Origin of the sequence: Streptomyces sp. CA-251247 (genome assembly GCF_050952975.1) — a bacterium.
Lineage (GTDB): Bacteria > Actinomycetota > Actinomycetes > Streptomycetales > Streptomycetaceae > Streptomyces > Streptomyces achmelvichensis.
The window spans coordinates 6,999,555-7,022,110 of the sequence record NZ_CP191861.1 but is presented as its reverse complement, the minus strand read 5'-3'; the positions used below and the strand labels follow the sequence as shown (position 1 = coordinate 7,022,110).

21 protein-coding genes are annotated in these 22,556 nt (G+C 70.7%); 8 read left to right on the top strand and 13 right to left on the bottom strand.

Going from position 1 to position 22,556, the window contains the following annotated elements; all coding sequences use genetic code 11:
- Positions 1–111: 111 nt before the first annotated feature.
- The gene (locus ACQPWZ_RS31265) at positions 112–762 is read left to right on the top strand and encodes a transketolase (protein ID WP_433573021.1); all 651 of its coding nucleotides are present in this window, start codon (positions 112–114) and stop codon (positions 760–762) included.
- A 57-nt stretch (positions 763–819) separates the two neighbouring features.
- Complete coding sequence (locus ACQPWZ_RS31260) at positions 820–1,725, top strand: transketolase family protein (protein WP_433573020.1); 906 nt, start codon at positions 820–822, stop codon at positions 1,723–1,725.
- A 38-nt stretch (positions 1,726–1,763) separates the two neighbouring features.
- On the opposite strand, the gene ACQPWZ_RS31255 is transcribed toward ACQPWZ_RS31260, so the two are convergent.
- Positions 1,764–2,129 carry an MmcQ/YjbR family DNA-binding protein gene (locus ACQPWZ_RS31255; protein ID WP_433573019.1) on the bottom strand — a complete coding sequence of 122 codons (366 nt, stop codon included), beginning with the start codon at positions 2,127–2,129 and terminating at the stop codon, positions 1,764–1,766.
- A 190-nt stretch (positions 2,130–2,319) separates the two neighbouring features.
- On the opposite strand from ACQPWZ_RS31255, the gene ACQPWZ_RS31250 reads away from it, so the two are divergent.
- Together ACQPWZ_RS31250 and ACQPWZ_RS31245 are read left to right on the top strand one after the other, a co-directional pair.
- Positions 2,320–5,793, top strand: a complete 3,474-nt coding sequence (locus ACQPWZ_RS31250; protein ID WP_433573018.1) for a ThuA domain-containing protein — start codon at positions 2,320–2,322, stop codon at positions 5,791–5,793.
- 28 nt (positions 5,794–5,821) lie between these two features.
- The gene (locus ACQPWZ_RS31245) at positions 5,822–6,679 is read left to right on the top strand and encodes a sugar phosphate isomerase/epimerase family protein (RefSeq protein ID WP_356705597.1); all 858 of its coding nucleotides are present in this window, start codon (positions 5,822–5,824) and stop codon (positions 6,677–6,679) included.
- Positions 6,680–6,829: 150 nt separating this feature from the next.
- Here the strand turns inward: ACQPWZ_RS31245 and ACQPWZ_RS31240 are convergent, their stop codons facing one another.
- From ACQPWZ_RS31240 to ACQPWZ_RS31230, 3 genes are read right to left on the bottom strand one after another with little or no spacing between them, the layout of a single operon-like run.
- A complete protein-coding gene (locus tag ACQPWZ_RS31240) occupies positions 6,830–7,666 on the bottom strand; it encodes an ABC transporter ATP-binding protein (protein ID WP_383233641.1) in 837 nt (278 codons plus the stop codon).
- Complete coding sequence (locus tag ACQPWZ_RS31235; RefSeq protein ID WP_433573017.1) at positions 7,663–8,682, bottom strand: ABC transporter substrate-binding protein; 1,020 nt, start codon at positions 8,680–8,682, stop codon at positions 7,663–7,665. The genes ACQPWZ_RS31240 and ACQPWZ_RS31235 overlap by 4 nt, the downstream gene beginning before the upstream one ends.
- A 35-nt stretch (positions 8,683–8,717) precedes the next feature.
- Complete coding sequence (locus ACQPWZ_RS31230; protein ID WP_340476616.1) at positions 8,718–9,581, bottom strand: ABC transporter permease; 864 nt, start codon at positions 9,579–9,581, stop codon at positions 8,718–8,720.
- Positions 9,582–9,767: 186 nt separating this feature from the next.
- Between ACQPWZ_RS31230 and ACQPWZ_RS31225 the strand changes: the two genes are divergently transcribed.
- The 3 genes from ACQPWZ_RS31225 (at position 9,768) to ACQPWZ_RS31215 (ending at position 13,693) form a co-directional block, all read left to right on the top strand.
- Positions 9,768–10,808: a LacI family DNA-binding transcriptional regulator gene (locus ACQPWZ_RS31225; RefSeq protein ID WP_433573895.1), complete on the top strand. Its 1,041-nt coding sequence runs from the start codon at positions 9,768–9,770 to the stop codon at positions 10,806–10,808.
- Entirely contained in the window at positions 10,808–11,995 is a 1,188-nt protein-coding gene (locus ACQPWZ_RS31220; RefSeq protein WP_433573016.1) for a mandelate racemase/muconate lactonizing enzyme family protein, read from the top strand. The genes ACQPWZ_RS31225 and ACQPWZ_RS31220 overlap by 1 nt, the downstream gene beginning before the upstream one ends.
- Before the next feature lie 501 nt (positions 11,996–12,496).
- On the top strand, positions 12,497–13,693 hold the full coding sequence (locus ACQPWZ_RS31215) for an acyl-CoA dehydrogenase family protein (RefSeq protein WP_433573015.1): 1,197 nt from the start codon (positions 12,497–12,499) through the stop codon (positions 13,691–13,693).
- A gap of 70 nt (positions 13,694–13,763) precedes the next feature.
- Here ACQPWZ_RS31215 and ACQPWZ_RS31210 read toward each other — a convergent pair whose 3' ends face one another.
- The 9 genes from ACQPWZ_RS31210 to ACQPWZ_RS31170 form a co-directional block, all read right to left on the bottom strand.
- Positions 13,764–14,345, bottom strand: a complete 582-nt coding sequence (locus ACQPWZ_RS31210) for a GAF domain-containing protein (protein ID WP_340476613.1) — start codon at positions 14,343–14,345, stop codon at positions 13,764–13,766.
- Positions 14,342–14,956, bottom strand: a complete 615-nt coding sequence (locus tag ACQPWZ_RS31205; RefSeq protein WP_340476612.1) for a GTP-binding protein — start codon at positions 14,954–14,956, stop codon at positions 14,342–14,344. The genes ACQPWZ_RS31210 and ACQPWZ_RS31205 overlap by 4 nt, the downstream gene beginning before the upstream one ends.
- A complete protein-coding gene (locus ACQPWZ_RS31200; RefSeq protein WP_327678133.1) occupies positions 14,934–15,305 on the bottom strand; it encodes a DUF742 domain-containing protein in 372 nt (123 codons plus the stop codon). The genes ACQPWZ_RS31205 and ACQPWZ_RS31200 overlap by 23 nt, the downstream gene beginning before the upstream one ends.
- A gap of 2 nt (positions 15,306–15,307) precedes the next feature.
- Entirely contained in the window at positions 15,308–15,742 is a 435-nt protein-coding gene (locus ACQPWZ_RS31195) for a roadblock/LC7 domain-containing protein (protein ID WP_313942852.1), read from the bottom strand.
- Between the two features lie 6 nt (positions 15,743–15,748).
- Complete coding sequence (locus ACQPWZ_RS31190) at positions 15,749–17,638, bottom strand: sensor histidine kinase (RefSeq protein WP_433573014.1); 1,890 nt, start codon at positions 17,636–17,638, stop codon at positions 15,749–15,751.
- A gap of 281 nt (positions 17,639–17,919) precedes the next feature.
- Entirely contained in the window at positions 17,920–19,161 is a 1,242-nt protein-coding gene (locus ACQPWZ_RS31185; RefSeq protein WP_405574291.1) for an MBL fold metallo-hydrolase, read from the bottom strand.
- 91 nt (positions 19,162–19,252) lie between these two features.
- Positions 19,253–19,693 carry a PPOX class F420-dependent oxidoreductase gene (locus ACQPWZ_RS31180; RefSeq protein ID WP_433573013.1) on the bottom strand — a complete coding sequence of 147 codons (441 nt, stop codon included), beginning with the start codon at positions 19,691–19,693 and terminating at the stop codon, positions 19,253–19,255.
- Positions 19,694–19,867: 174 nt separating this feature from the next.
- The gene (locus ACQPWZ_RS31175) at positions 19,868–20,806 is read right to left on the bottom strand and encodes a sigma-70 family RNA polymerase sigma factor (protein WP_433573012.1); all 939 of its coding nucleotides are present in this window, start codon (positions 20,804–20,806) and stop codon (positions 19,868–19,870) included.
- Positions 20,807–20,815: 9 nt separating this feature from the next.
- Positions 20,816–22,012: an NAD(P)/FAD-dependent oxidoreductase gene (locus ACQPWZ_RS31170; protein WP_433573011.1), complete on the bottom strand. Its 1,197-nt coding sequence runs from the start codon at positions 22,010–22,012 to the stop codon at positions 20,816–20,818.
- Between the two features lie 231 nt (positions 22,013–22,243).
- Between ACQPWZ_RS31170 and ACQPWZ_RS31165 the strand changes: the two genes are divergently transcribed.
- Entirely contained in the window at positions 22,244–22,555 is a 312-nt protein-coding gene (locus ACQPWZ_RS31165; protein WP_433573010.1) for a hypothetical protein, read from the top strand.
- Position 22,556 lies beyond the last annotated feature (1 nt).

The window sequence follows — 22,556 nt, the reverse complement described above, 5'->3', positions numbered from 1 at the left end:
GCGCACCACGAGACCTCGCAGCACCCGGCCGCAACGCGACGCACCGCGACGCACCGCGACGCACCCGGCCTCGAAGCGCCTCGCCTCGACACATCGGACCTCTCTCGGCTGATGGCCCTGATGACGGGCGACGAGAAGCACGGACCCGCGGCGACCTCCACGCTCGACGCCCTCTGGGTGCTCTACGACCGCGTCCTGCGGGTCTCGCCCGCCACCGCCGACGCACCCGGCCGCGACCGGTTCCTCCTCTCCAAGGGGCACGGACCGATGGCGTACTACGCGGTCCTCGCCGCCAAGGGCTTCTTCCCCGAGGCATGGCTGCCCGGCTTCGGCTCGTACGACTCACCTCTCGGGCACCACCCCGACCGGACGCTGGTACCTGGGGTCGAGATCGGCAGCGGCTCGCTCGGCCACGGGCTGCCCCTCGCCGTCGGCACCGCCCTCGGGCTGAGGGCCCGCGGCCTGACCGATCCGAACGTCTGGGTCCTCATCGGGGATGCCGAACTCGACGAGGGCAGCAACCACGAGGCCATCGCCTACGCGGGGCCCGCCGGTGTGGAGCGGCTGCACACGCTCGTGATCGACAACTCCTCCGCCACCCACGGCTGGCCCGGCGGCATCGCCTCCCGCTTCGAGGCCGCCGGCTGGTCGGCGCAGACCGTGGACGGCCGGGACCACGAGGCGCTGCACGCCGCGTACATCGCCCCGCATCCGGGGCGGCCGCGGGCCGTCGTCGCCCGCGTCGAACCCAAGAACGACTGAACCGCCGCACCGCCCGGACCGCGGCACACGGACACACACCACGAGGGGATTCTGATCATGGACACGATGCGTGACCGGTTCATCGCGACCACGAGCCGCCTGCTGGACGAGGACGCGCGGCTCGCCGTCGTGCTCGCCGAGATCAGCAGGGACGGCTTCGACGGGGCGCATCGCAGGCACCCGGACCGCGTGATCAACGTGGGCATCAGGGAACAGCTGCTGCTCGGGGTCGGCGGCGGGATGGCTCTCGCCGGAATGCGCCCGGTCATGCACACCTTCGCGAGCTTCCTGGTGGAACGGCCCTTCGAGCAGGTCAAGCTCGACTTCGGCCACCAGGACGTGGGCGGTGTGCTGGTGAGCGCCGGCGCGTCCTACGACTGGCCGGCGGGCGGCTTCACCCATATGTCACCGGGCGATGTGGCGCTGCTCGACACTCTGGAGGGCTGGACGGTCCATGTGCCCGGCCATCCGGACGAGGCCGAGTCGCTGATCCGGCACGCGGTGGCGGGGGACGACCGGGTGTACGTCCGGTTGTCGCTCCAGTCGAACGCGCAGGGTCTGGATGTCGACGGCGCCCGCTTTCTCCGCGTACGCGAGGGGCACGCCGGCGTGGTCGTCGCGGTCGGCCCGATGCTGGACAACGTCCTCGCCGCCACGGAGGGTCTCGATGTGACCGTGCTCTACGCCACCACGGTGCGGCCCTTCGACGGCGAGGCGCTGCGCGCGGCGGTGGCCGGGGCGCGGGCCGCGGACGTCGTACTCGTCGAGCCCTATCTCGCCGGCACATCGACCACCGCCGCCAATGACGCCCTGGCGGACGTGGCGCACCGGATCCTCGGCCTCGGCGTCTCCCGCGAGGAACTGCGCCGCTACGGCTCCCTGGACGAGCATCTGGCAGCGCAGGGCCTCGACGCGCAGGCTCTGCGCGAGCGGATCAGCGGCTTCCTCGGACGCGGGCGGTAGCCCCCGGCCATCTGCCCCTGCCAGTCGGGAGCCGGCCTTCAGCGCTCTTCCGGCACCGACAGACCGGGGTGCGCGGCCAGGAGCTTCTTCGGAGCGGCCTGGCGCCAGGAGTCGAGGAGGATCGCACGGAGCTCCTCCTCGTCCTCCAGTGCCGCCAACCGCACGCGCAGCCAGGGCCACTGGTCGTCGTGGCCGACCCGGATGAAGAACTTCTCGGGCTCGGCGGCGATCAGCTCCTCGCGGTCCTCCCTCGGGCACTTCACCCCCAGCACCTTGTCCTCGTCGTCCAGCGAGGCGAACAGCTTGCCCTTGTCCACACGGAACGTGGGCAGCCCCCAGGAGAGCTTCTCCAGCGCCCCCGGCAGGGAGAGCGCGATTTTGCGTACGTCGTCGGCGGTCGCCATGGGACGACCGTACGACGCCGCACCGACACTCGCCTCGCGGCGTCCCAACTCCCCCTGCGCGCATGCGCGATCGCTCCACACGGGCCGCTCCCGACCCATTGACCCCCTGTGAGGCCGGAACCTACGCTGTGCGACGTATCTAGAAAGCGCTTTCTAATTCACGGTCCGCACACCAGCCACCGGGAGCGCAATGAGCAGGCATCGCACACGGCTCCGCCGAAGAATCCTCTTCCATTCCACCGTCGTCACGGCACTTCTTGCGCTCGTCGTCGGGCTCGGCCTGGCCTCGCCCCCGCGAGCCGAAGCGGCCGCGGCCTACCGGGTCCTGGTCTTCTCCAAGGTCACCAACTTCACCCATGACTCCATCCCCGCCGGGATCGAGGCCATCAAGAAGCTGGGCAGTGAGAACGACTTCGAGGTCGAGGCCACCGACGACGCCGCCGCCTTCACCGACGCGAACCTCGCGCGCTTCCAGGCGATCGTCTTCAACAACACCAACTCCACGCCGGAGTCCGGCGATCTGCTGGATGCCGCGCAGCGTGCCGCGCTCCAGAAGTACGTCCGCGGCGGTGGCGGCTGGGTCGGTCTGCACGCGGCCTCGGCCAGCGAGCGCGACTGGACCTGGTACGAGGGTCTCGTCGGCGCCATCTTCGACAAGCACCCCGCCGTCCAGACCGGGCGGGTCAAGGTCCTCGACAAGGCGCACCCCTCCACCAAGGGTCTCCCGGAACTCTGGGAGCGCTCGGAGGAGTGGTACAACTGGCGCACCAACCCCACCGGCAAGGTCCACACGCTCGCGCAGATCAAGGTGCGCGACGGCATCACCGGGCTCGACGAGGGCGTGGACCACCCGTGGTCCTGGTGCCAGAACTACGACGGCGGCCGCTCCTGGTTCACCGCCGGCGGGCACGCCAAGGCCGCTTTCGACGAGGCCGCCTTCCTCAAGCATCTGCTCGGCGGTATCCAGTGGGCCGCGGGCGACAAGCCCGGTGACTGCACCGCGGGCAAGACGGGCGCCTTCCAGCGCACGCCGCTCGCCACCAGCGATCTGGCCGACCCCTTCGAACTGGCCGTCGCGCCCGACCGCCGGGTGTTCTTCATCCAGCGCACCGGCAAGGTCAAGGTGATCGACCAGCAGACACTCAAGGTCACGACCGCCCTGGACTTCGCCTACACGCCGGAGATGACGAGCCAGTCCGACGGTCTCCTCGGCCTGGCACTGGACCCCGGCTTCGCCGAGAACCACTGGCTGTATCTCCTGAACTCCGACAAGACCGAGAAGCGGATCAATCTGTCGCGGTTCACCGTCACGGGCAACACGATCGACCCCGCCTCCGAGAAGCGGCTGCTCGCCATCCCCACCCTGCGGGGCGAGGGTAGGGCCAACTCGCACATGGCCGGCTCGATCGCCTTCGACAAGCACGGCGAGCTCTACATCGCGACCGGGGACAACACCGACCCCTTCGCCTCCGACGGCTTCGCGCCCATCGACGAGGGTGAGGGCCGCCGCGCCTGGGACGCCCAGGGCACCTCGGGCAACACCAACGATCTGCGCGGCAAGGTGCTGCGCATCACGCCGAAGGACGACGGGACGTACAGCGTCCCGGAGGGCAATCTCTTCGCGCCGGGTACGGACAAGACGCGTCCCGAGGTCTACGCGATGGGCATGCGCAACCCGTTCCGGATCACCACCGATCCGCAGAGCGGTGCGCTGATGGTCGCGGACTACGGTCCCGACGCCCGTGAGGCTAAGGCGGACCGCGGGCCCGAGGGGACGGTCGAGTACACCCGGATCACCAAGGCCGGAAACTTCGGCTGGCCGTACTGCATCGGCAACAACACCCCCTTCAACGACTACGACTTCACGACCAAGACGTCGGGGCCGAAGTTCGACTGCTCCGCCCCGGTCAACGACTCCCCCAACAACACCGGGCTCACCCGGCTGCCGCCGGCCCAGCCGGCCACCGTCTGGTACGCCTACTCCGCGTCGCCCGAGTTCCCCGAGCTGGGAACCGGTGGCGGCGGGCCGATGAGCGGTCCGGTCTACGACTACGACCCGGCGAACACCTATCGCACCAAGTTCCCGGAGTACTTCGACGGGAAGTGGCTCAACTACGAGCTCACCCGCACCTGGTTCAAGGCGTTCTCGTTCCAGCAGAAGGACCAGACGTTCACCGATCCGCGCTTCGCCCCGGCGAAGGCAGGTGATCTGCACTCCATCAACGGGATCTTCGGCGACATGAAGTGGAATCAGCCCTTCGACGCCGACTTCGGGCCCGACGGAGCGCTCTACGTCATCGACTTCGGTCTCGGCAGCGGCACCGGCCGCGGCGGCAGCAACGAGGGCTCGGGCATCTACCGCATCGACTACGTCGGTGACGACCGGCTGCCGGACGCCAAGGTGACGGCCACGCCCGACAGCGGGAAGGCGCCGCTGACGGTGAAGTTCTCCAGCGCGGGATCGGGCCTGCCGAACGGCACACCGATCACGTACGCCTGGGACTTCGACGGGAACGGCACCACCGACTCGACGACGGCCAACCCCACCCACGTCTACCGGACCAAGGGCCGTTTCACCGCCCGGCTGACGGTCACCACGCCCGGGAAGCTCAGCGGCCTCGCGGTCACCGACATCACCGTCGGCAACTCCCGGCCCGAGGTGACCATCCAACAGCCGCCGAACGGCGGGATGTTCAGCTTCGGCGACACCATCCCGTTCAAGGTCAAGGTCACGGACCGCGAGGACGGAGAGATCGACTGCTCGCGGGTGGTCGTCCAGTCGCAGCTCGGCCACGACTCGCATCTGCATCCGCTGGACAACTACACCGGCTGCGCCGGTGAGATCCGGACGGACGCGGGCGACAGCCACGGGCCCGGCCAGAACCTGTACTACGGCATCACCGCCCAGTACGAGGACAAGGGAGCACCGGGCGCACCGGCGCTCACCGGTTCCACCTCGCTCACCCTGCGCCCCGCCCTGCGCGAGGCGGAGCACCACACCTCCACCGGCGGCGCCCACGGCGGTGTGGTGGTGGCGAGCCGTGCGGATGCTTCCGGCGGCAAGCGGCTCACCGAGATCGAGGACGGCGACTGGATCCGCTTCGATCCCGTGCACCTCAAGGGGATCGACTCGGTGACGGTCGGCGCGGCCTCGGGCGGGCTCGGCGGCACGGTCGAGTTCCGTTCCGGATCACCCACCGGTTCCCTCCTCGGCAGCGTGAGCGTGCCCAACACCGGCGACTGGGGCAATGTCGTCTCACCGACGACACCGCTGAAGTTCGCGGGGATCAGCGCACCGTTGTACGCGGTCTTCTCCAACCCGCAGTGGACGGCCGACAAACCGGACCTGTTCGCCGTGGACTGGCTGCACTTCAACGGACGCGGCGTCGAGAAGCACCCGGGCACCAAGGTCACCGTGCAGGCCGCTCCGGCCGCCGGCACCGCGCCCCTCGCCGTCCAGCTGACGAGCACCGTGAAGCCGCTCGCGGGCCGCACCATCGCCTCGTACCACTGGGACTTCGGTGACAACACCAAGCCCACCGCCCCCGAGGGCGCGACGGCCACGCACAGCTACACCAGGCCCGGCACGTACACGGCGCATCTGACCGTCACCGACAACGAGGGCGACACCACCAGCGCTTTCGCCCGCGTCACCGTGAATTGAGGCAGGAGCAGAAATGAGAGGAGCTGACATGAACGGCACCCGACGCGCCTTCCTCGGAACCGCTCTGGGCGCGGCCGCGGCGACCGCCCTGGGCACACCCGCCCAGGCCGCCGAGACGGGCCGGTGCCGACGGCGCATACCGCCGTCCGGCCTCGGAATGCACCTGTACACGATGCGCACCCCGTTGGCCACGGACTTCAAGGGCACCCTCGCCCGGCTCGCGGACATCGGATACGCAACGGTCGGTGTGAGCGGCCGGCACGGCAACAGCGCGGCCGCGATCCGCACCATGCTGGACGAGACCCGTCTGAAGGCGGTGCTCGAGCACGTGGGGTACGACATCGTCCGCGGCAGCGGTCTGCCGCAGGCCCTGGAGGACATCCACACCCTCGGCGCCCGGTGGATCGTCGTCCCGAGCCTGCCCGGCGCCATGCACACCCCGGCGGGATTCCGGGAAGCGGCCCGGGAGTTCAACAAGGCCGGGCTCGCGGCCCGCGAGGCCGGACTCGGGCCGCTGCTGTTCCACAACCACGGCCTGGACCACCAGGTCGTCGAGGGCGAGAACCTGTACGACATCCTGCTGAAGGAGACCGACCCGCACCTGGTCGGATTCGAGCTCGATGTGTACTGGGCGGCCAAGGGCGGCGCCGATCCACGGTCGCTGTTCGTGCGTCACCGCCGGCGCTTCCCCGCGCTGCACGTCAAGGACATGGCCCCGAACGGCGACTTCGCCGATGTCGGTTCCGGTGTCCTCGACTTCCGCTCGATGTTCGGGACGGCGGACAGCGGGGGCGTACGGCAGTGGCTGGTCGAGCACGACTCACCGGCCGACCCGTTCGCCACGGCCCTGAACAGCTACCGGTACCTCTCGCGACTGAGGTACTGACGGCGTCAGGCGGGCACGCCATTGAGCCTCGCACCCCGACGAAGGGGTGCGAGGCTCAGTGGCGTTGATCCGTGCGCCGGTCCGGGGACCCACGCGAGACGCCTCGCGCCGGTCCGCGGACCCACGCGAGGCGCCGTGCGCTCCTGCCTGTCAGTCCGCGGCGGAGGCCGCACCGAGCAGATGGCGGATGTGGCTGGTGGCCTCCCGGAATTCCGGACGCCCCATCGTGTCGGTGTAGTTGCGCTCGGCCGGCAGTCCCACCTCGATGATCTCGGTGATGGTGCCGGGCCGCGGGCTCATCACCACCACCCGGTCGGCCAGATAGCAGGCCTCGGAGATGGAGTGGGTGACGAGCAGCACGGTGGTGCCCGTCTCCCGCCAGATCCTGTTGAGTTCCACGTTCATCTGCTCGCGGGTCAGTGCGTCGAGCGCTCCGAACGGCTCGTCCATCAGCAGCACCGGCGGTTCGTGCAGCAGCGCGCGGCACAGCGCCACCCGCTGCTGCATACCGCCGGACAGCTCGTGCGGATAGGCGTCCTCGAAGCCGCCGAGGCCGGTCATGGCGATCAGCTCGTCGACGCGCCGCCGGGCGGTCGTGCCCGGCATCCTGCGCATCTCGGCCTGGAGCAGGATGTTGCGGCGGGCGGAGCGCCACTCCAGGAGGGCCGCGCGCTGGAAGACGTACCCGATGTCGTGGCGCGGGCCGCGCACCTGCTCACCCGCCAGCCGGACATCGCCGGCGGACGGCTTCAGCAGACCGGCGACCAGCTTGAGCAGGGTGGACTTCCCGCAGCCCGAGGGGCCGACGATGGCGACGAACTCGCCGGGCGCGACATCGAGGGAGACGCGCTCCAGCGCGGTGACGTCCCGGTTCTTGGTGCGAAAGCGCACGGCCACGTCGGCCAGACCGACCGCCGCCGTCTGCCGCTCGTCCTTGTCCAGCTGCACTGCGGGCTCCCGCACCGTCGTCTCTCTCGCCATCGTCATCCCTTCATTGCCGTGGCGCTGTCCCAGTACTCCGCCACGGCCTTGGGGCTCTTGACCAGGCCTGCTTCGGAGAAGACGTCGATCGTCTGCTGCCAGTCGGCATCGGTGTTGACGCCCGGCGCCTTGCCCTGGGTCGCCTGGGTGTGCAGCAGCGTCAGGGTCGTCTTGAACTGCTCGGACAGCACCTCCTTGGGCGGGAGTTGCTCGCTCGCCCCGTCCATCGCGCCGACGGCCGGGTCGGGTGACTTCTGAGCCGCGGCGAAGGATTCGCTGACCGCCTTGGCCATGCGGGCGGCCACGTCCTTCTTGGCGGTCAGGAAACGCTGCCCGGTGATGAGGCCGTTGGAGTAGAAGTTGAGCCCGTTCTCGGAGAAGCGCAGATACGCGACCGGCTTCTTGGCCTTGTTCTGCATGGTGGGGCCCTGGTCGCTGGCGTAGCCGAGCAGCCCGTCCGTCTTGCCGGAGATCACCGCGGCAATCTTGCCCGCCGGGTCGGTGTTCTGGACCTTGACGTCCGACTCCTGGAGGTTGTTCTTCTTCAAGAAGATCGGGAACGTCTTGGAGAGCGCGTCGCCGGCGGTTCCCGCGATGGTCTTGCCCTTCAGGTCGGCGGGGGCCTTGATGCCCTGCGACTCGAAGAACTGCACGGAGGACGGTGTGGTTTGGAGGAAGACACCGAGGCTCTTGACCTTGACGCCGGAGTCGACGCCGGAGAGCACCGCGGGGGTGTCCGCCCAGCCGAAGTCGGTCTGGCCGGCGCCGGTGGCCTGGACGGTCTTCTGGGAACCCTGCCCGGCCTGGATGGTGAGATCGATGCCGTGCTTTTCGAAGATCTTCTGCTGCTTGCCGTAGTAGAACGGCGCGTGCTCGCCGTACGGATACCAGTTGAGGGTCAGGGTGACCTTGTCGAGCTTCTTGCCCGAGTCACTGGTGCTCTTGTCCGAGCCGTCCTCACCGCAGGCCGTGGCGACCAGGAGCAGCGGAACGAGGCCGATCAGAACTCTGCGCGCAGTCATGGCTGGTCCTTCTCGTCAGCGTGGGTCGTGCGGGATCAGTAGGCGGTGGTGACACCGGAGTCCCGGCGGCTGGCGTGCCACGGGAGCAGGAACTTCTCGGCGATCTCGACGAGGACGAAGAGGATCACGCCGATGAGCGACATCACGAGCAGTCCCGCGAAGAGCATCGGGGTGTCGAGGTTGCCGTTGGCCTGGAGGATGACGTAGCCGAGTCCCTCGTTGGCACCGACGAATTCGCCGACGACGGCGCCGGTGACGGCGAGGGTGACCGCGACCTTGAGGCCGGAGAAGAGGTGCGGGAGGGAGGCGGGGAAGCGGATCTTGACGAAGGTCTGCCAGGAGTTCGCGCCCATCGTCGACGACAACTGGAGCATTTCCGGGTCGACCGCCTTGAGTCCGGTCACCATCGAGATGACGACGGGGAAGAAGGCGATCAGCACGGCGATCAGGATCTTCGGGGCGATGCCGAAGCCGAGCCAGACGACGAACAGCGGGGCAATGGCGATCTTGGGGACGACCTGGGCGAAGAGCAGGATCGGGTAGAGCGTCTTCTCGACGGTCGTCGAGTAGACCATGATCACCGCGGCGGCGACCCCGACGACGACGGCGATCAGGAAGCCGAGCAGCGTCTCGTAGGTGGTCACCCAGGTGTGCTGCCAGAGGTAGTCGGTCTTGCCGGTCAGGACGTCGAGCGTCGCGCCCGGTGAGGGGACGAGGTAGGGCTCGACCAGTTCGGCCGCGGCGATCGCCCACCACGCGCCGAAGCAGACCAGCAGCAGCGCCACGGGGCGCCAGCTCCGGTCCAGGGCGCGGGTGATCCGCTCCCCCGTTCCCGGCTTGTTCCGCTGGGCAACTCCCGCCACTTTCTCGGGTGTTGCGTTGATGACGCTCTGGCTCACGGGTCAACTCCTCCGGTCTCCGGAGCGGCTAAGAAGAGCTGTGGACTGGCAGGTTCGGAAAACGCTTTCAGAAAGCGCTTTCTGGTAAGGTGTCGCCACGCTAATGACTGCCTGTACGCACGGTCAATAGGTCGTCCCGAAGTTTCGGGGGGTGCGGTGAGTGAACGGCAAGCAACACCCGTCCATGTGACGCTCGACGTCGTCGCGCGGCAGGCCGGGGTCTCCCTGGCCACGGCCTCCCGAGCGCTCAACGGGACCACACGGGTCCGGGAGGACCTGCGCCAGCGGGTACGCGCGGCCGCGGACCTGCTCGGTTACATTCCCAACGCCCATGCCCAGGCGCTCGCCAGCGCCTCCAACAACACGGTCGGACTGATCTGCCACGACGTCGGCGACCCGTACTTCGCCGCGATCGCCGCCGGAGTGATGCGCGCGGCCGCCGAGCAGGACCTCCTCGTCATGCTCGCCAGCACCTTCCGGGAACCGGAGCGCGAGATCGCGTACGTCTCCACGCTCCGCGCGCAGCGGGCCCGCGCGATCCTGCTCATCGGCTCGGGCTTCCAGGACCGCGCCTGGGAGCGGGCCCTCGCCGCCGAACTCGCACCGTACGTCCGCGCCGGCGGCCGGGTCGCAGTGGTGAGCCGGCACCGCAGCCTGCGGGTGGATGCCGTCCTGCCCGAGAACCGTGCCGGCGCGGCGGCCCTGGCGCGGGCCCTGCTGGGCCTCGGGCACCGGGAGTTCGCCGTGCTCAGCGGACCGCCCGAACTGACCACCGTCTCCGACCGGCTGGCGGGCTTCCGCGAGGGCCTGGCCGAGGCCGGCATCACGCTGCCCCAGGAGCGCGTCGTGGAGGGCCCGTTCACCCGCGACGGCGGATACGCGGCCGCACGCGAGCTGTTGACCCGGCCTACCCGGCCGACCTGCGTCTTCGCCGTCACCGATGTGATGGCGGTCGGGGCCCTCGCCGCCTTCCGGGAGGAGGGCGTACGGGTCCCCGAGGACATCTCCCTGGCGGGTTTCGACGACATCCCGCTGGTACGGGAGCTCTCACCGCCCCTGACCACCGTCGCCCTCCCGCTCGCCGCGATGGGGCAGCAGGTCATGGCCCTGGCCCTGCGGGAGCCGCGCGGACCGCGCTCACGCGTGGTGCGGGCCGGCGGCGAGGTCGTCCTGCGTGCCAGCGCCGCACCACCTCCACCCGATTTCCCTGCGGAAAGGACCCGTTGATGACCGCGCAGAGCCCGCTGACCGTCCGGAGCACGTCCCCCGTGCATGCCACGATCGACCGTGTGGAGACCTTCGCGGTCGCGCTGCCGACCCGCCGTTCCTTCGGCGTCTCGGGCGGCGCCGTCGCCGTCGCCGGACAGCCCTCGATACGGGTGCTGGTGAAGGTGACCGCGGACGGGGTGCACGGCTGGGGCGAGGCCACACCGCTGCCGGCCTGGACCTACGAGACGGCCGAGTCCATCGTCACCACCATCGACCGCTATCTCGCCCCGGCCGTCATCGGCACCCCGGTCTGGAACCTCGACGCCGTCGACCGCGCCTTCGACCGGGCGATCAACCGCGGCTTCACCATCGGGGCGCCCCTCGCCAAGAGTGCGGTCGACACGGCCCTGCACGACCTGCTGGGGCGGGCCGCCGGCGTACCGCTCGGCGTGCTGTGGGGACAGCGCCGGTCGGAGACGATCGAGCTCGGGTGGATCGTGTCCGGACAGTCCCCCGCCGAGGTCGGCGACAGCGTGGCGGAGGGATCGGATGCCGGCCACCGCGCGTTCAAGGTCAAGATCGGGCTCCATGACGAGGACACGGACGCCGCTGTGGTGGCGGCCGTGCGCGAGCACGCGCCGGGCGCCCCGGTGTGGGTGGACGCGAATCAGGCGTACACGGTGGATGCCGCGCTGCGCATGGCCCGGCGGCTGAACGACATCGGCATCACCGCCTTCGAACAGCCGCTGCCCGCCAACGACATCGCGGGGCTGCGCCGGCTGCGCGAGCACTCTCCCGTGCCGGTGGCCCTCGACGAGAGCCTGCGCCACCCGACCGATCTGGCGACCTTCGTCCGCCTGGAGGCCGTCGACGTGGCGATCGCCAAGGTGCAGCGCAGTGGCGGGCTCACCCTCTCGCGAAGGCTCTGCTCGCTCGCCGAGGACTGCGGGGTGCGGCTGATGGGGTCGGGGCTCACCGACTCCGATCTGGGGCTGGCCGCGTCGCTGCACCTGTTCTCGGCGTACGGCATCGACACCCCGGTCGACCTGAACGGGCGCCAGTTCATCGACTCGCCGTATGCGAGTGAGACCGTACGGGTGGAGAAGGGTGTGGCCCGTGTTCCCGACGCACCGGGTCTCGGCGTCGAGGTCGACGAGGCGGTGGTGCGCGAGCTGGCTGTCGACGTGCTGGAGCGCCGGGCGTAACCCGGGGGGGCCTGACAGGCGGAATACGCCGGTGCGTGCGCCCCTGGCGCCCTGTGTACGCACCACGCGCCGCCATGCACCGCTGTGCGCGGGCAGCGCCGGGCCGGCCGCCGCGAGCCCGGTCCGCTCGTGCCACTTCCCGCCCGGACCCCTGCCGTAGCGGTCCTCCCGGTGTCCGCGGATACCCGCTTCGGGGCCCGTTCGCGAGCTGCGGCTGTCCCTCAGTGCCATATGCCCACGAAACCTTTGCCGTTGGCATGTGGCAGAAAGAAGCACACGGGGAATGCCGTACCGCAGTACCGGACGGGCCACCACCACGCGGAACCCACACTCCCTCAACCCATCGACGGCCGGCATCAGGACACCATCGGCGTCGCTCCTGTGCCATCTGCAAGCGCTCAACACGACGATGTGGTCGGCCTGTTCGGGACGGGACCACTGCCGATGCACCACCTGCTCGAACAACCGCCCGAGCAGGCGTTTCGCAGAGGAGGGCTCGCGTTGGACGGCTACTTCGCCAGTCGGCTGCATCATCAACTACGCGCCGAAGTACGGCGCTTCGCGGAGAGGGAGGTACGCCCCAGAATCCCCGCCATGGAGGCTGCCCGCTCGGTCCACCACGATCTGTCCCGGCTCATAGCCCGGCAGGGCTGGCTGGGGGCGACGATCAGCCAAGGCCACGGCGGTATGGGCGCGGGACACCTCGCCAAGACGATCATCATCGAGGAGCTGGCCCGCGTCAGCGGCGCCATGGGCGCGATGGTGCAGGCCTCCCAGCTGGGCGTGGCCAAGATCGTCCACTTCGGCAACGAGACACAGAAGAAGACCTGGCTGCCCGCCATCGCCGCCGGTGAGTGTCTGCCGACGATCGCCGTGACCGAACCCGAGTCGGGCGGCCATGTCCTCGGGATGAGCGCCACCGCGGTACGGGACGGCGACGACTACGTCCTCAACGGCCGAAAGGTGTACGTCGGCAACAGCCATGTGGGCGATCTGCACGGCGTGGTGGTGCGGACCGGCTCCGGGTCGGGTGGCCTGACGGCCTTCCTCGTCGAGTCGGACCGCCCCGGTGTGAGTGTCGGTGACCAGCGGCCGACCATGGGGCTGCACGGCTTCAGCTTCGGCGAACTCCACTTCCACGACTGCCGGGTGCCCGCGGCGAACCGCCTCGGCCACGAAGGCGACGGACTGGCCGTGGCGTACTCCTCCAGCGTGCTGTACGGACGCGCGAACCTCACCGCCGTCTCGCTCGGCATCCACCAGGCGATCCTGGACGAGACGACCCGGTTCTGCGAGCAGCGCCGGCGCTACGGCGAACCGCTGCACGAGCTGCCGTCCATCAAGCTGAAGCTCGGCAAGCTCCAGTCACGGCTCATGACCGCCCGGCTGACCGCCTATCACGCGGTGCATCTGCTCGACGCGGGTCTGCCGTGCGACGCGGAGCTGATGAACGCCAAGCTCATCAATGTGGAGTCGGCCATCGACTCGGCGCGCAACGCCATGGAGATCCACGCCGCCGCCGGGCTCTTCACCGACCGGCCCATCGAGCGCTATCTGCGGGACGCGCTGCACATGTTCGCCCCCGCCGGCACGTCCGACATCCAGTTGCTCCGCCTTGCGGAGGTGGCTCTCGGGACGGCGAAAGGCCAGTGGTCCGAACGGCTGTCCGAGGTAACCGGGCTGGAGCCGGCGGTGTGAACGGGACCTCCGCACCGGCCCGGTCCGCCCCGAGGCGTACCGGGCCGGGCAGCGCCGTGCCCAGGTGGGTCTAGATCTGGCTACTGCTGTCCTCGCGCCGGTGGATCTGGTCGACCAGCTCCGCCGCCAGGGATTTGATGGTCTCCAGCCCCGCCCTCCCCCAGGGGCGCGGCTCGGTGTCCACCACGCAGATCGTGCCCAGCGCGATCCCCGTGCGGTCGATCAGCGGCGCACCCAGATAGGAGCGGATGCCGATCTCGTCCACCACCGGGTTGCCGGCGAACCGCGGGTAGTCGCAGACGTCTTCGAGGACCAGTGCCTTGCGCCGTACGACGACATGCGGGCAGTAGCCGTGGTCACGGGCCATGAAGCGGCTGACCTCGGCGCCGCCCGACGCGGCCGCCGCGCCCAGGTCGCTGCCGCTGTGCGTGCCCGCCGGGGTGTGCAGTCCGGCGAAGAACTGCCGGTTTTCGTCGATGAAGTTGACCATGGAGTACGGAGCGCCGGTCACCTCCGCGAGCTTGTGGGCGAACTCGTCGAAGGCCTGGTCGGGCCGGTCCCCGAGCCCGAGCTGGCGCAGCCGCCGGACGCGCACGGGCGCCTCCCGGTCGACGGGGGTCAGCAGCAGATGGCCGGTCGGGTCGTAGGTCATGTCGGTGCTCCGTAGCTCGGCGCCGGAGCCGGCACCGCGGTGGTGGTGAGCAGATGCTGGACGAGGGTGACCAGGGTCCCGATCCCCGAGCTGGCGATCCGCGCGTCGCACAGCACGACGGGCACCTCCGGCTTGAGGTCGATCGCGGCCCGCACCTCTTCGGGTTCGTAGCGGTAGGCGCCGTCGAACTCGTTCACGGCGACGACGAACCCGATGCCGCGCCGTTCGAAGAAGTCGACGGCGGAGAAGGAATCCTCGAGTCTGCGCGTGTCGGCAAGGATGATCGCGCCGAGCGCCCCTTCGGAGAGCTCGTCCCACATGAACCAGAAGCGCTCCTGACCCGGTGTGCCGAAGAGATACAGCACATGGCGCTCGTCCAGGGTGATCCGGCCGAAGTCCATGGCGACCGTGGTGGTGGTCTTGGACTCGATGCCGTCGAGGCTGTCCGTCGCCGCCCCGACCTGGGTCAACAGCTCCTCCGTGCTGAGCGGTTCGATCTCGCTGACCGCTCCCACGAAGGTCGTCTTGCCCACCCCGAACCCGCCGGCGATCAGGATCTTCAGCGCGGTCGGAAAGAGGACTTCCACGTCAGAGCCGTCGTCGTAGGCCATCGAGCACTGCCTCCAGCAGAGAGCGGTCGGTGGATGCGTCGTTGCAGCGTGGGGCCCGGGCGGTCACGGCACCGCAGTCCACGAGGTCGGAGAGCAGCACCTTGGTGACCACGGCGGGCAGTCGCAGATGCGCCGAGATCTCGGCGACGGAGGTCGGCCCGCCGCACAGCCCGAGCGCGGTCGCATGCTCGGGCCCGAGGTGCGTCTGGGGCACCGTGCCGGTGGCCATCACCAGGGAGAGCAGATCCAGCGCGGCCGTCGGGCGGGTGCGTCCGCCGCTCACCGTGTACGGGCGGATGAGGCGGCCCGCGGCGTCGTCGAGCAGCGGCCCGTCCGTGGGGGACGGCACGCTCACGGCCCCGCGACGCCGGTCGCCCCGGCCGCCTGTCTGGCAGGCGTGGCGAGGTACGGTCGCACGCTCTTGACCAGCATCGCCATCTCGTAGCCGAGGACGGCTGCGTCCGCCTCGCGGCCCGCCAGCACGGCCAGACAGGTCCCGGAACCGGCCGTGGAGACGAACAGCAGCGTGCTGTCGAGTTCCACGACCACCTGACGCACCTCTCCCCCGTCGCCGAAGCGCGTTCCGGCGCTGCGGCCGAGGGAGTAGAGGCCCGACGCGAGGGCTGCCATGTGGTCGGCGCTGTCGTGGTCCAGGCCGTGTACGGATTTCACCAGGCCGTCCGAGGAGAGCAGTACCGCGTTGCGGGTGTACGGCACGCGCTGGACCAGGCCGCTGAGCAGCCAGTCGAGGTCCGAGACATGACCGTTCGGCACATCGCTCGCCATGTGCATCTACTCCTTGGGGGTGTTGTCGTGGCGCTGCGGTTCGCCCTGCCGGACGGAATCCGCGGGGGGCATCGCCTCGGCCAGTCCGATGCCGCGCTGGAAGGCGGCCATCAGACCGGGGTCGTGCAGGGCGTGTTCGTCTTCATTGCGGGGCGGTGGGGGGTTCTTGAGCTGCGGAACGATGTGTTCCTGGCTGCGCCGCCTGGGCAGTTGGGGCCGCCCCATGGTGCCGCGCACCACGCCGGGGGGCCTGGTGCCCGGCGCGGAGGCCGTCTCGCCGGCGGGAGGACCCTGGGAGGGTCCCGCGGCGCTGAAGCCCGGGGGTGCCTCGGCCGGGTTGGGGCGGTCGGGATGCGCGGCCCGGACGGGCAGGGGTGCGGCGCCGGGTGCGGCGTGGGCCGGCTGCGGATGCTGCGGCTGGTGCTGCGGTTGCGCGGGGTGGTGCCGCGGCGGAGGCGGTTGGTGCTGCTGTTGTGGTTGTGGTGCCTGCGGCTGCTGGTGCTGTGGCGCCACATGCTGTGGCTGTGGCTGCCGGGGGATCGCGGGCGGCGAGGTCGCCTGGGTGACGGTCGGCTGCGCCCTGCGGCGGCGCCCGCCGCCCTCTGGCGCGGCGGCGGCTGTGGAGACGGAGGCGGTCTCCTCGGACGGCTGGAGTCCCCCCGGCTCGGTGCCGAGCAGCCCTTCCGGCAGGACGAGGGTGGCCTGCACCCCGCCGTAGATGTTGGACTGGAGCCGGACCGCGATGCCGTGCCGGCGGGCCAGCGCCGAGACGACGAACAGACCGATCCGGCCGTCCTGGAGCAGATGTGCCACATTGACCTGGTCGGGGTCGGCGAGCAGAGCGTTCATCTTGGTCTGCTCACCGAGGGGCATGCCGAGTCCGCGGTCCTCGACCTCGACGGCGAGACCGGCCGTGACGTGCTGGGCGCGCATCAGCACCTGGGTGTGCGGCGCTGAGTACAGCGTGGCGTTCTCCACCAGCTCGGCCAGCAGATGGATGACGTCGGCGACCGCGTGGCCGCGCAGGGTGCCGTCGATGGGCGGCACCAGCTTGACCCTCGGGTACTGCTCGACCTCCGCGATCGCGGAGCGCAGCACCTCGGTCATGGTGACCGGGTTGGACCACTGCCGGCGGGAGATCGCGCCGCCGAGGACCGCGAGGTTCTCCGCGTGCCTGCGGATACGGGTCGCGAGGTGGTCGACGTGGAAGAGGCCCTTGAGCAGCTCGGGGTCCTCGACCTCGTTCTCCAGCTCGTCGAGGAGCTGGATCTCGCGGTGGACCAGCGACTGGAGCCGCCGGGCGAGATTGACGAAGACCTCGACCTTCTGTTCGTTCCCGACGCTGCTGGACAGCCGGGATGCCTGCACCACGGCGGTGACCGCGGCCTCGTGGGAACGGCCCAACTCGTGTGTGAGCAGGTCGAATTCGTCACCGCGCTGTGCCGCGGGCAGCGCCGGCCGGGGGGCCGGCGGGCCCTCGCCCCGGCGGAGCCGGTCGACCACGGCACGCAGGTCCGCCTGGCTGCGGGTGGTGGTGCGGCGCAGTGCCGCGCACCGGTCGAGCACCGACCGGGCCATCCGGTCCGCGCCGACTGCCGCGGCGGCCACGGCCGCTATCGCGAGCGCCGCCGAGCCGGTCAGCACGACCCAGAGACCGCCGGACGGCTGAGGCGTGGCCGAGCGGATGGTGAAGATCACCGCGGCGGCGCCGCTCAGCGCGGCGACCAAGGTCGGCAGCACCGCCGTACGCAGCAGTTGCGGGCGTATGCGGGTTTCCGGCGACGACGGCGCGGAATGCTGTCTGCCCGCCGGTGAGGCGGAGCGGGCGGCAGACCGGCCGTGGCGCCCGCCCTCGCGGCGGTCCGGCCGCGCGGCAGGTGCGCGTAGTTGAGACATCAGCGTCCTTGGTACGTGGGGTCCCAGGATTCGGCGTGCATGGGGTCGACACGGTTCAACGACGGCCCGGGAATGGCAACATGAGCCCACCGTTGATCACCGGGCACACACGGTAGTCGCCAGTTCGTCACGTGCGACGGGCAGTTGACAAACTTGCCCGCGAATCGTCCCGCTCTGGTATGAGGCGTCGCACACCAGCGCGACAACACACAATTGACCCCTGCCGCGGCGGAGGCCACGACAGGGGTCAAACGCCGAAGAGGCGTGGGAGCGGGAGAGGGTCAGCCGGTGGGCGCGACCTCCGGGCTGCCGGTACCGGCGCTCTTGCCGCCGCCCTGTCCCGCGGGACCGCCGTCCGCGCGGGTGCCGTCCCGGCGGGGATGGACGGACCATCCACCGGCGGGCGCGGTCGCCGCCGGCCGCCACCACGGCTCGGCGGGGACGTTATCCGTGGTCGGCTCGAAGGGCTCTCCCGGGCGCGGCAGTGCGAGCCGCGCGCCCGCCTCCGCGGCGGCCGCGGCCGTGCCCTCGCCCGGCTCCGCCCACGGGTGGGGCGCGAGATTGAACGTGCCCCAGTGGATGGGCAGCATGACGCCCGACGGCTCGCCGCCCTGGAGGTCGAGATGGGCGCGCATGCCCTCGGCGGGGGTCATGTGGATGTCGGGCCAGTACTCGCTGTACGCGCCGATCTGGATCATGGTGGCGTCGAAGGGCCCGTGCTCGGCGCCGATGTCCTTGAAGCCGGGGAAGTACCCGGTGTCACCGCTGTGGTAGATCCGGTGCTCGGGACCCGCGACCGCCCAGGACGCCCAGAGGGTGTGCTGCTGGTTACGGATGCCGCGGCCGCAGAAATGCCGGGCGGGGGTGGCCGTGAGCCTGATGCCCGCCACCTCGGTCGTCTCGTTCCAGTCCAGCTCGCGCAGCCGGTCGGCCGGGACGCCCCAGCGCTCGAGGTGCGCACCGACGCCGAGCGGCACCGCGAAGACGGTGTCGGTGGAGGCCAGGGCCTTGATGGAGGGCATGTCGAGGTGGTCGTAATGATCGTGCGAGATCACGACGGCGTCGACGGGACCGAGGGAGGCGATCGGCAGGGGCACGGGGTGCAGCCGCTTGGGCCCGGCGAAGGCGAACGGCGAGCAGCGGTTGCCCCAGACCGGGTCGAACAGCACCCGGCGTCCGTCGATCTCGGCGAGCACGCTGGAGTGCCCCACCCAGGTCAGGCGGAGCCCGGAGGCCGGCGGATGCTCCAGGTCCTTCAGCGTGGTGGCGTGCAGCGGCACCTGACCGACCGGCGACCGGCGGGCACGTGCCTCCTTCTGGAAGTAGATCTTGGCGAACTCGACCATGGAGCCACCGGACGGCCTCGTCCGCGCTCCCACCGGGTTCTGGAACGTGCCGTCCGAGAAATTCGGCGAGCGGCGGATCCGCTCCATCCGCTCTCCGGCAGGGTCGGCGCCGAACGCGGCGGGGCGCAGCGCACGCAGCCGGGATCTCAGCGTGTGGGGGGAACCAGCGCCGGTCACGGCACCTCCTGATGTCGGGGTCTTTCCATTATGTGCGCGGGGTGTGTCGGTAGGGGAGGGTGATCCGCAGACGCGGAAGCAGCGGGTCCGCTCATGCTCGGGGCTGGCCGTAGGCGCGCTCGACGCGCAGCCTCATCACCAGACGCCGGTCGCGGACCATGGCGTGCCGGTAGTCGTCCCAGTCCGGGTGCTCGCCCTGGACGTCGCGGTAGACGCGGATCAGCTCCTCGACGGTGTCGTCGTACGGATCGGCCGCGACCGCGGACAGCTCCGCGGTGCCCTCGGCCACCGTCCACGCCCATCGGTCGGGGCTCGTGACGTGGTACGACGCGCGGGGGTCGCGCCTCAGGTTCCTGGTCTTGGCCCGGTCGTCCGTGATCGACACCCGGATCGTCCGCTCCCACGGGTCATAGGCGTGGTTCACGTTCGACAGCTGGGGGCGGCCGTCCTTCTTGAGGGTGACCAGCACTCCTCCGTCATGGTCGGCGACCAGCTGGAGCAGCGATTCCTGCCGCGCGTCGGATTCCGTCATGACCAAGGCAACGCACGCCCCGGTTCCGGTGTTCCTGAAGATTCCCTTCTCTTCCCTCCGCCCTGATGCGAGAGACGGACCTGCTTCGGTCCCGTGCCGTCGTGCCGCGCGAGGGCCGAAGGGGTGCCGTCATACCTCCGGTTCAGCTCACCGCATTCCGGTGGCCGGCTCCGGTCACCATGCGTTGATGACCGGCGCGTCGGGTTCGTGCTGCCGCCAGGCCTCGTTGAGGCGCCCGAGCCGGTCCGCGGCGGCGATGCCGCGCAGGGACGCGACCTTGCCGTCGCTGACGTCGAACGCCACGGCGCCCACGACCCGGTCCTCGACCACGGCGAGGACCGCCGGAGAGCCGTTGACCCGCGCGATATGCATCGCGGGCGAGCCGCCCGCCAGCCGCCGCTTCGCCGGCGTGGGCTTGAAGCCGGCCCGCACGAAGGAGGCGACCCGCTCGCGCGTCGTGAACCGCAGCAGCCGCTTGCCCAGTCCGGCACCGTCCGAGACCGCCGTCACATCGTCGGTGAGCAGCGCCACCAGCCGTTCGGTGCGCCCCGACATGGCGGCGGCCAGGAACTCCTCGACGACCCGGCGCGCGGACGCGGGGTCTGCCTCGCTGCCGCGGCGGCGCTCGGCTGCGACCCGGATCCGGGCCCGGTGGACATGCTGCTGACTCGCGGACTCAGTGATGTCGAGGATCCCGGCGATCTCGGCGTGGCTGTACGAGAAGGCCTCACGCAGCACGTAGACGGCTCGCTCGACCGGCGAGAGGCGCTCCAGGAGGGTCAGTACGGCCAACGACACCGATTCGCGCTGCTCGAAGGTGTCGGCCGGGTCGAGCATGGGGTCGCCCTCGAGAAGCGGCTCGGGCAGCCAGGCGCCGGCCGCTCGCTCGTGGCGCGCCCGCGCCGAGCGGAGCCGGTCGAGGCAGAGATTGGTGACGACCTTGGTCAGCCACGCTTCCGGTACCTCGACCCGTTCGCGGTCGGCGGCCTGCCAGCGCAGGAACGCGTCCTGCACGGCGTCCTCGGCGTCGGCGGCCGAGCCGAGCAGACGGTACGCGAGCGAGGCCAGCCGGCCCCGGCCGGCCTCGAACTGATCGACGGCTGCGCTTTCCATGCGAACAACCTATGCGGCGGCCCTCGCACCGGCCCGGTCGGGCGCGGTGGCCAGGCGGCGCCTGCGCTTGGGCATGCCGAAGGTCGGATGGGCGATGCCCCACCCGGCGCCCTTGAGCACGCCCGACTTGAGCCGGGCGGCGGCCCGGCCGCCCAGGTACCAGGACTTCGACCGGACGTCCCCGTCCACCATCTGGAAGATCGCGTCCCGCCGCCCGAGGCTGATGTGATTGCCGTGGTACTTCAGCCCGGTGGTCGGGACCTCGCTGCCCGTCAGGCGCGCGATGATCGCGGCGGTCGCCTGCATGTTGGTGAAGCCGGCCGACGCACAGGACATCGGCAGCGGCCGGCCGTTCTCGCCGATCGCGTAGGCGCTGTCACCGGCGGCGTAGACGTCCGGGTGCGAGACCGAGCGCATGGTGCGGTCGACGATGATCTGCCCGGTCTCGGCGACCTCCAGGCCGCTGGCGGCCGCGATGGGGTGCACGGCGAACCCGGCCGACCACACGGTCACGTCGGCCGGGACGGACGTCCCGGTGACGCCGGCGGCGATCGCCCGGGTCGGCTCGACGGCTTCGATGGCGGTGTGCTCGTGGACGGTGATGCCGAGCCGGTCGAAGGCCCGGCGCAGGTGACGGCGGGCCTTCGGGGAGAGCCACGCGCCCAGCTCGCCGCGGGCCGCGAGCGCGACCGAGAGGTCGGGCCTGGACTCGGCGAACTCGGTGGCGGTCTCGATGCCGGTCAGCCCCTCACCGACGACCAGCACGGTGCCGCCCTCGCTCAGGCCGGCCATGCGCTCGCGCAGGCGCAGCGCCGAGGACCGGCCGGTCACGTCGAAGGCGTACTCGGCCACGCCGGGGACGCCATGGTGGGCCACGGAACTGCCGAGCGCGTAGAGAAGCGTGTCGTACCCGAGCTCGCCGTCGCCGTCCTCGCCGGCCACGGCGACGGTCCCGCGTTCGGGGTCGACGCCGGTGACGCGCGCCAGGCGCAGTCGCACCCCGGTGCCCGCGAATACGTCGGTGAGCTTGCGGGAGGCGAGGTCCTGGCCGACCGCCAGCTGGTGTAGTCGCATCCGCTCGACGAAGTCGGGCACGGCGTTGACGACGGTGATCTCGGTGTCGGCGGCGGAGAGCCGGCGGGCCAGGTTTCCGGCGGCGAAGGCCCCGGCGTATCCGGCGCCGAGGACGACGATGCGGTGCTTCATGGCGTTGCTCCTGTCTCGTTCGCGTGCCCCCTGAACGAGACGGCGCCCCGATTACTGACAGGAGCCGGGTATGACGTGGGTCACAGGCCGGCGGGGCCGTTCGACGGCGGGCGCGCGTGAGGCCCGGTTCGCAGAGGCAGCCACCCGGCGATCATGTTGACAGCGCGCCCCAGCCGTCCAGATACTGACTGACGGTTCAGTTAGAAGTTTCCTGTCGCGCCTGGAGGCAGCATGCCGGAGCTCCCCGCGGAGCCGGTCCCGCACACGACCGGCGGGCCCCGCACCGCCGGGCCCGGACGCGCGCTCGCGCACGACCGGATCCGGCCACGAGAAGGCCGGTGCGTCCTGGCCGAGGGGCGCCGGGCGACGCTCGCGGCACCCGGAAAAGCTGCATACTGCACCTGGGCAGCGGTGCCGACGCCCGACGGACAGGGTCACTCGCCCCGCCACCCGGCGGATCAGCGGGTGCCCGACGCCGGGGCTGCGGGGATCGAGGGGAGCATCTCGGACATCATGCGGCTGATCAGCGCAGGGGGCATGTGAC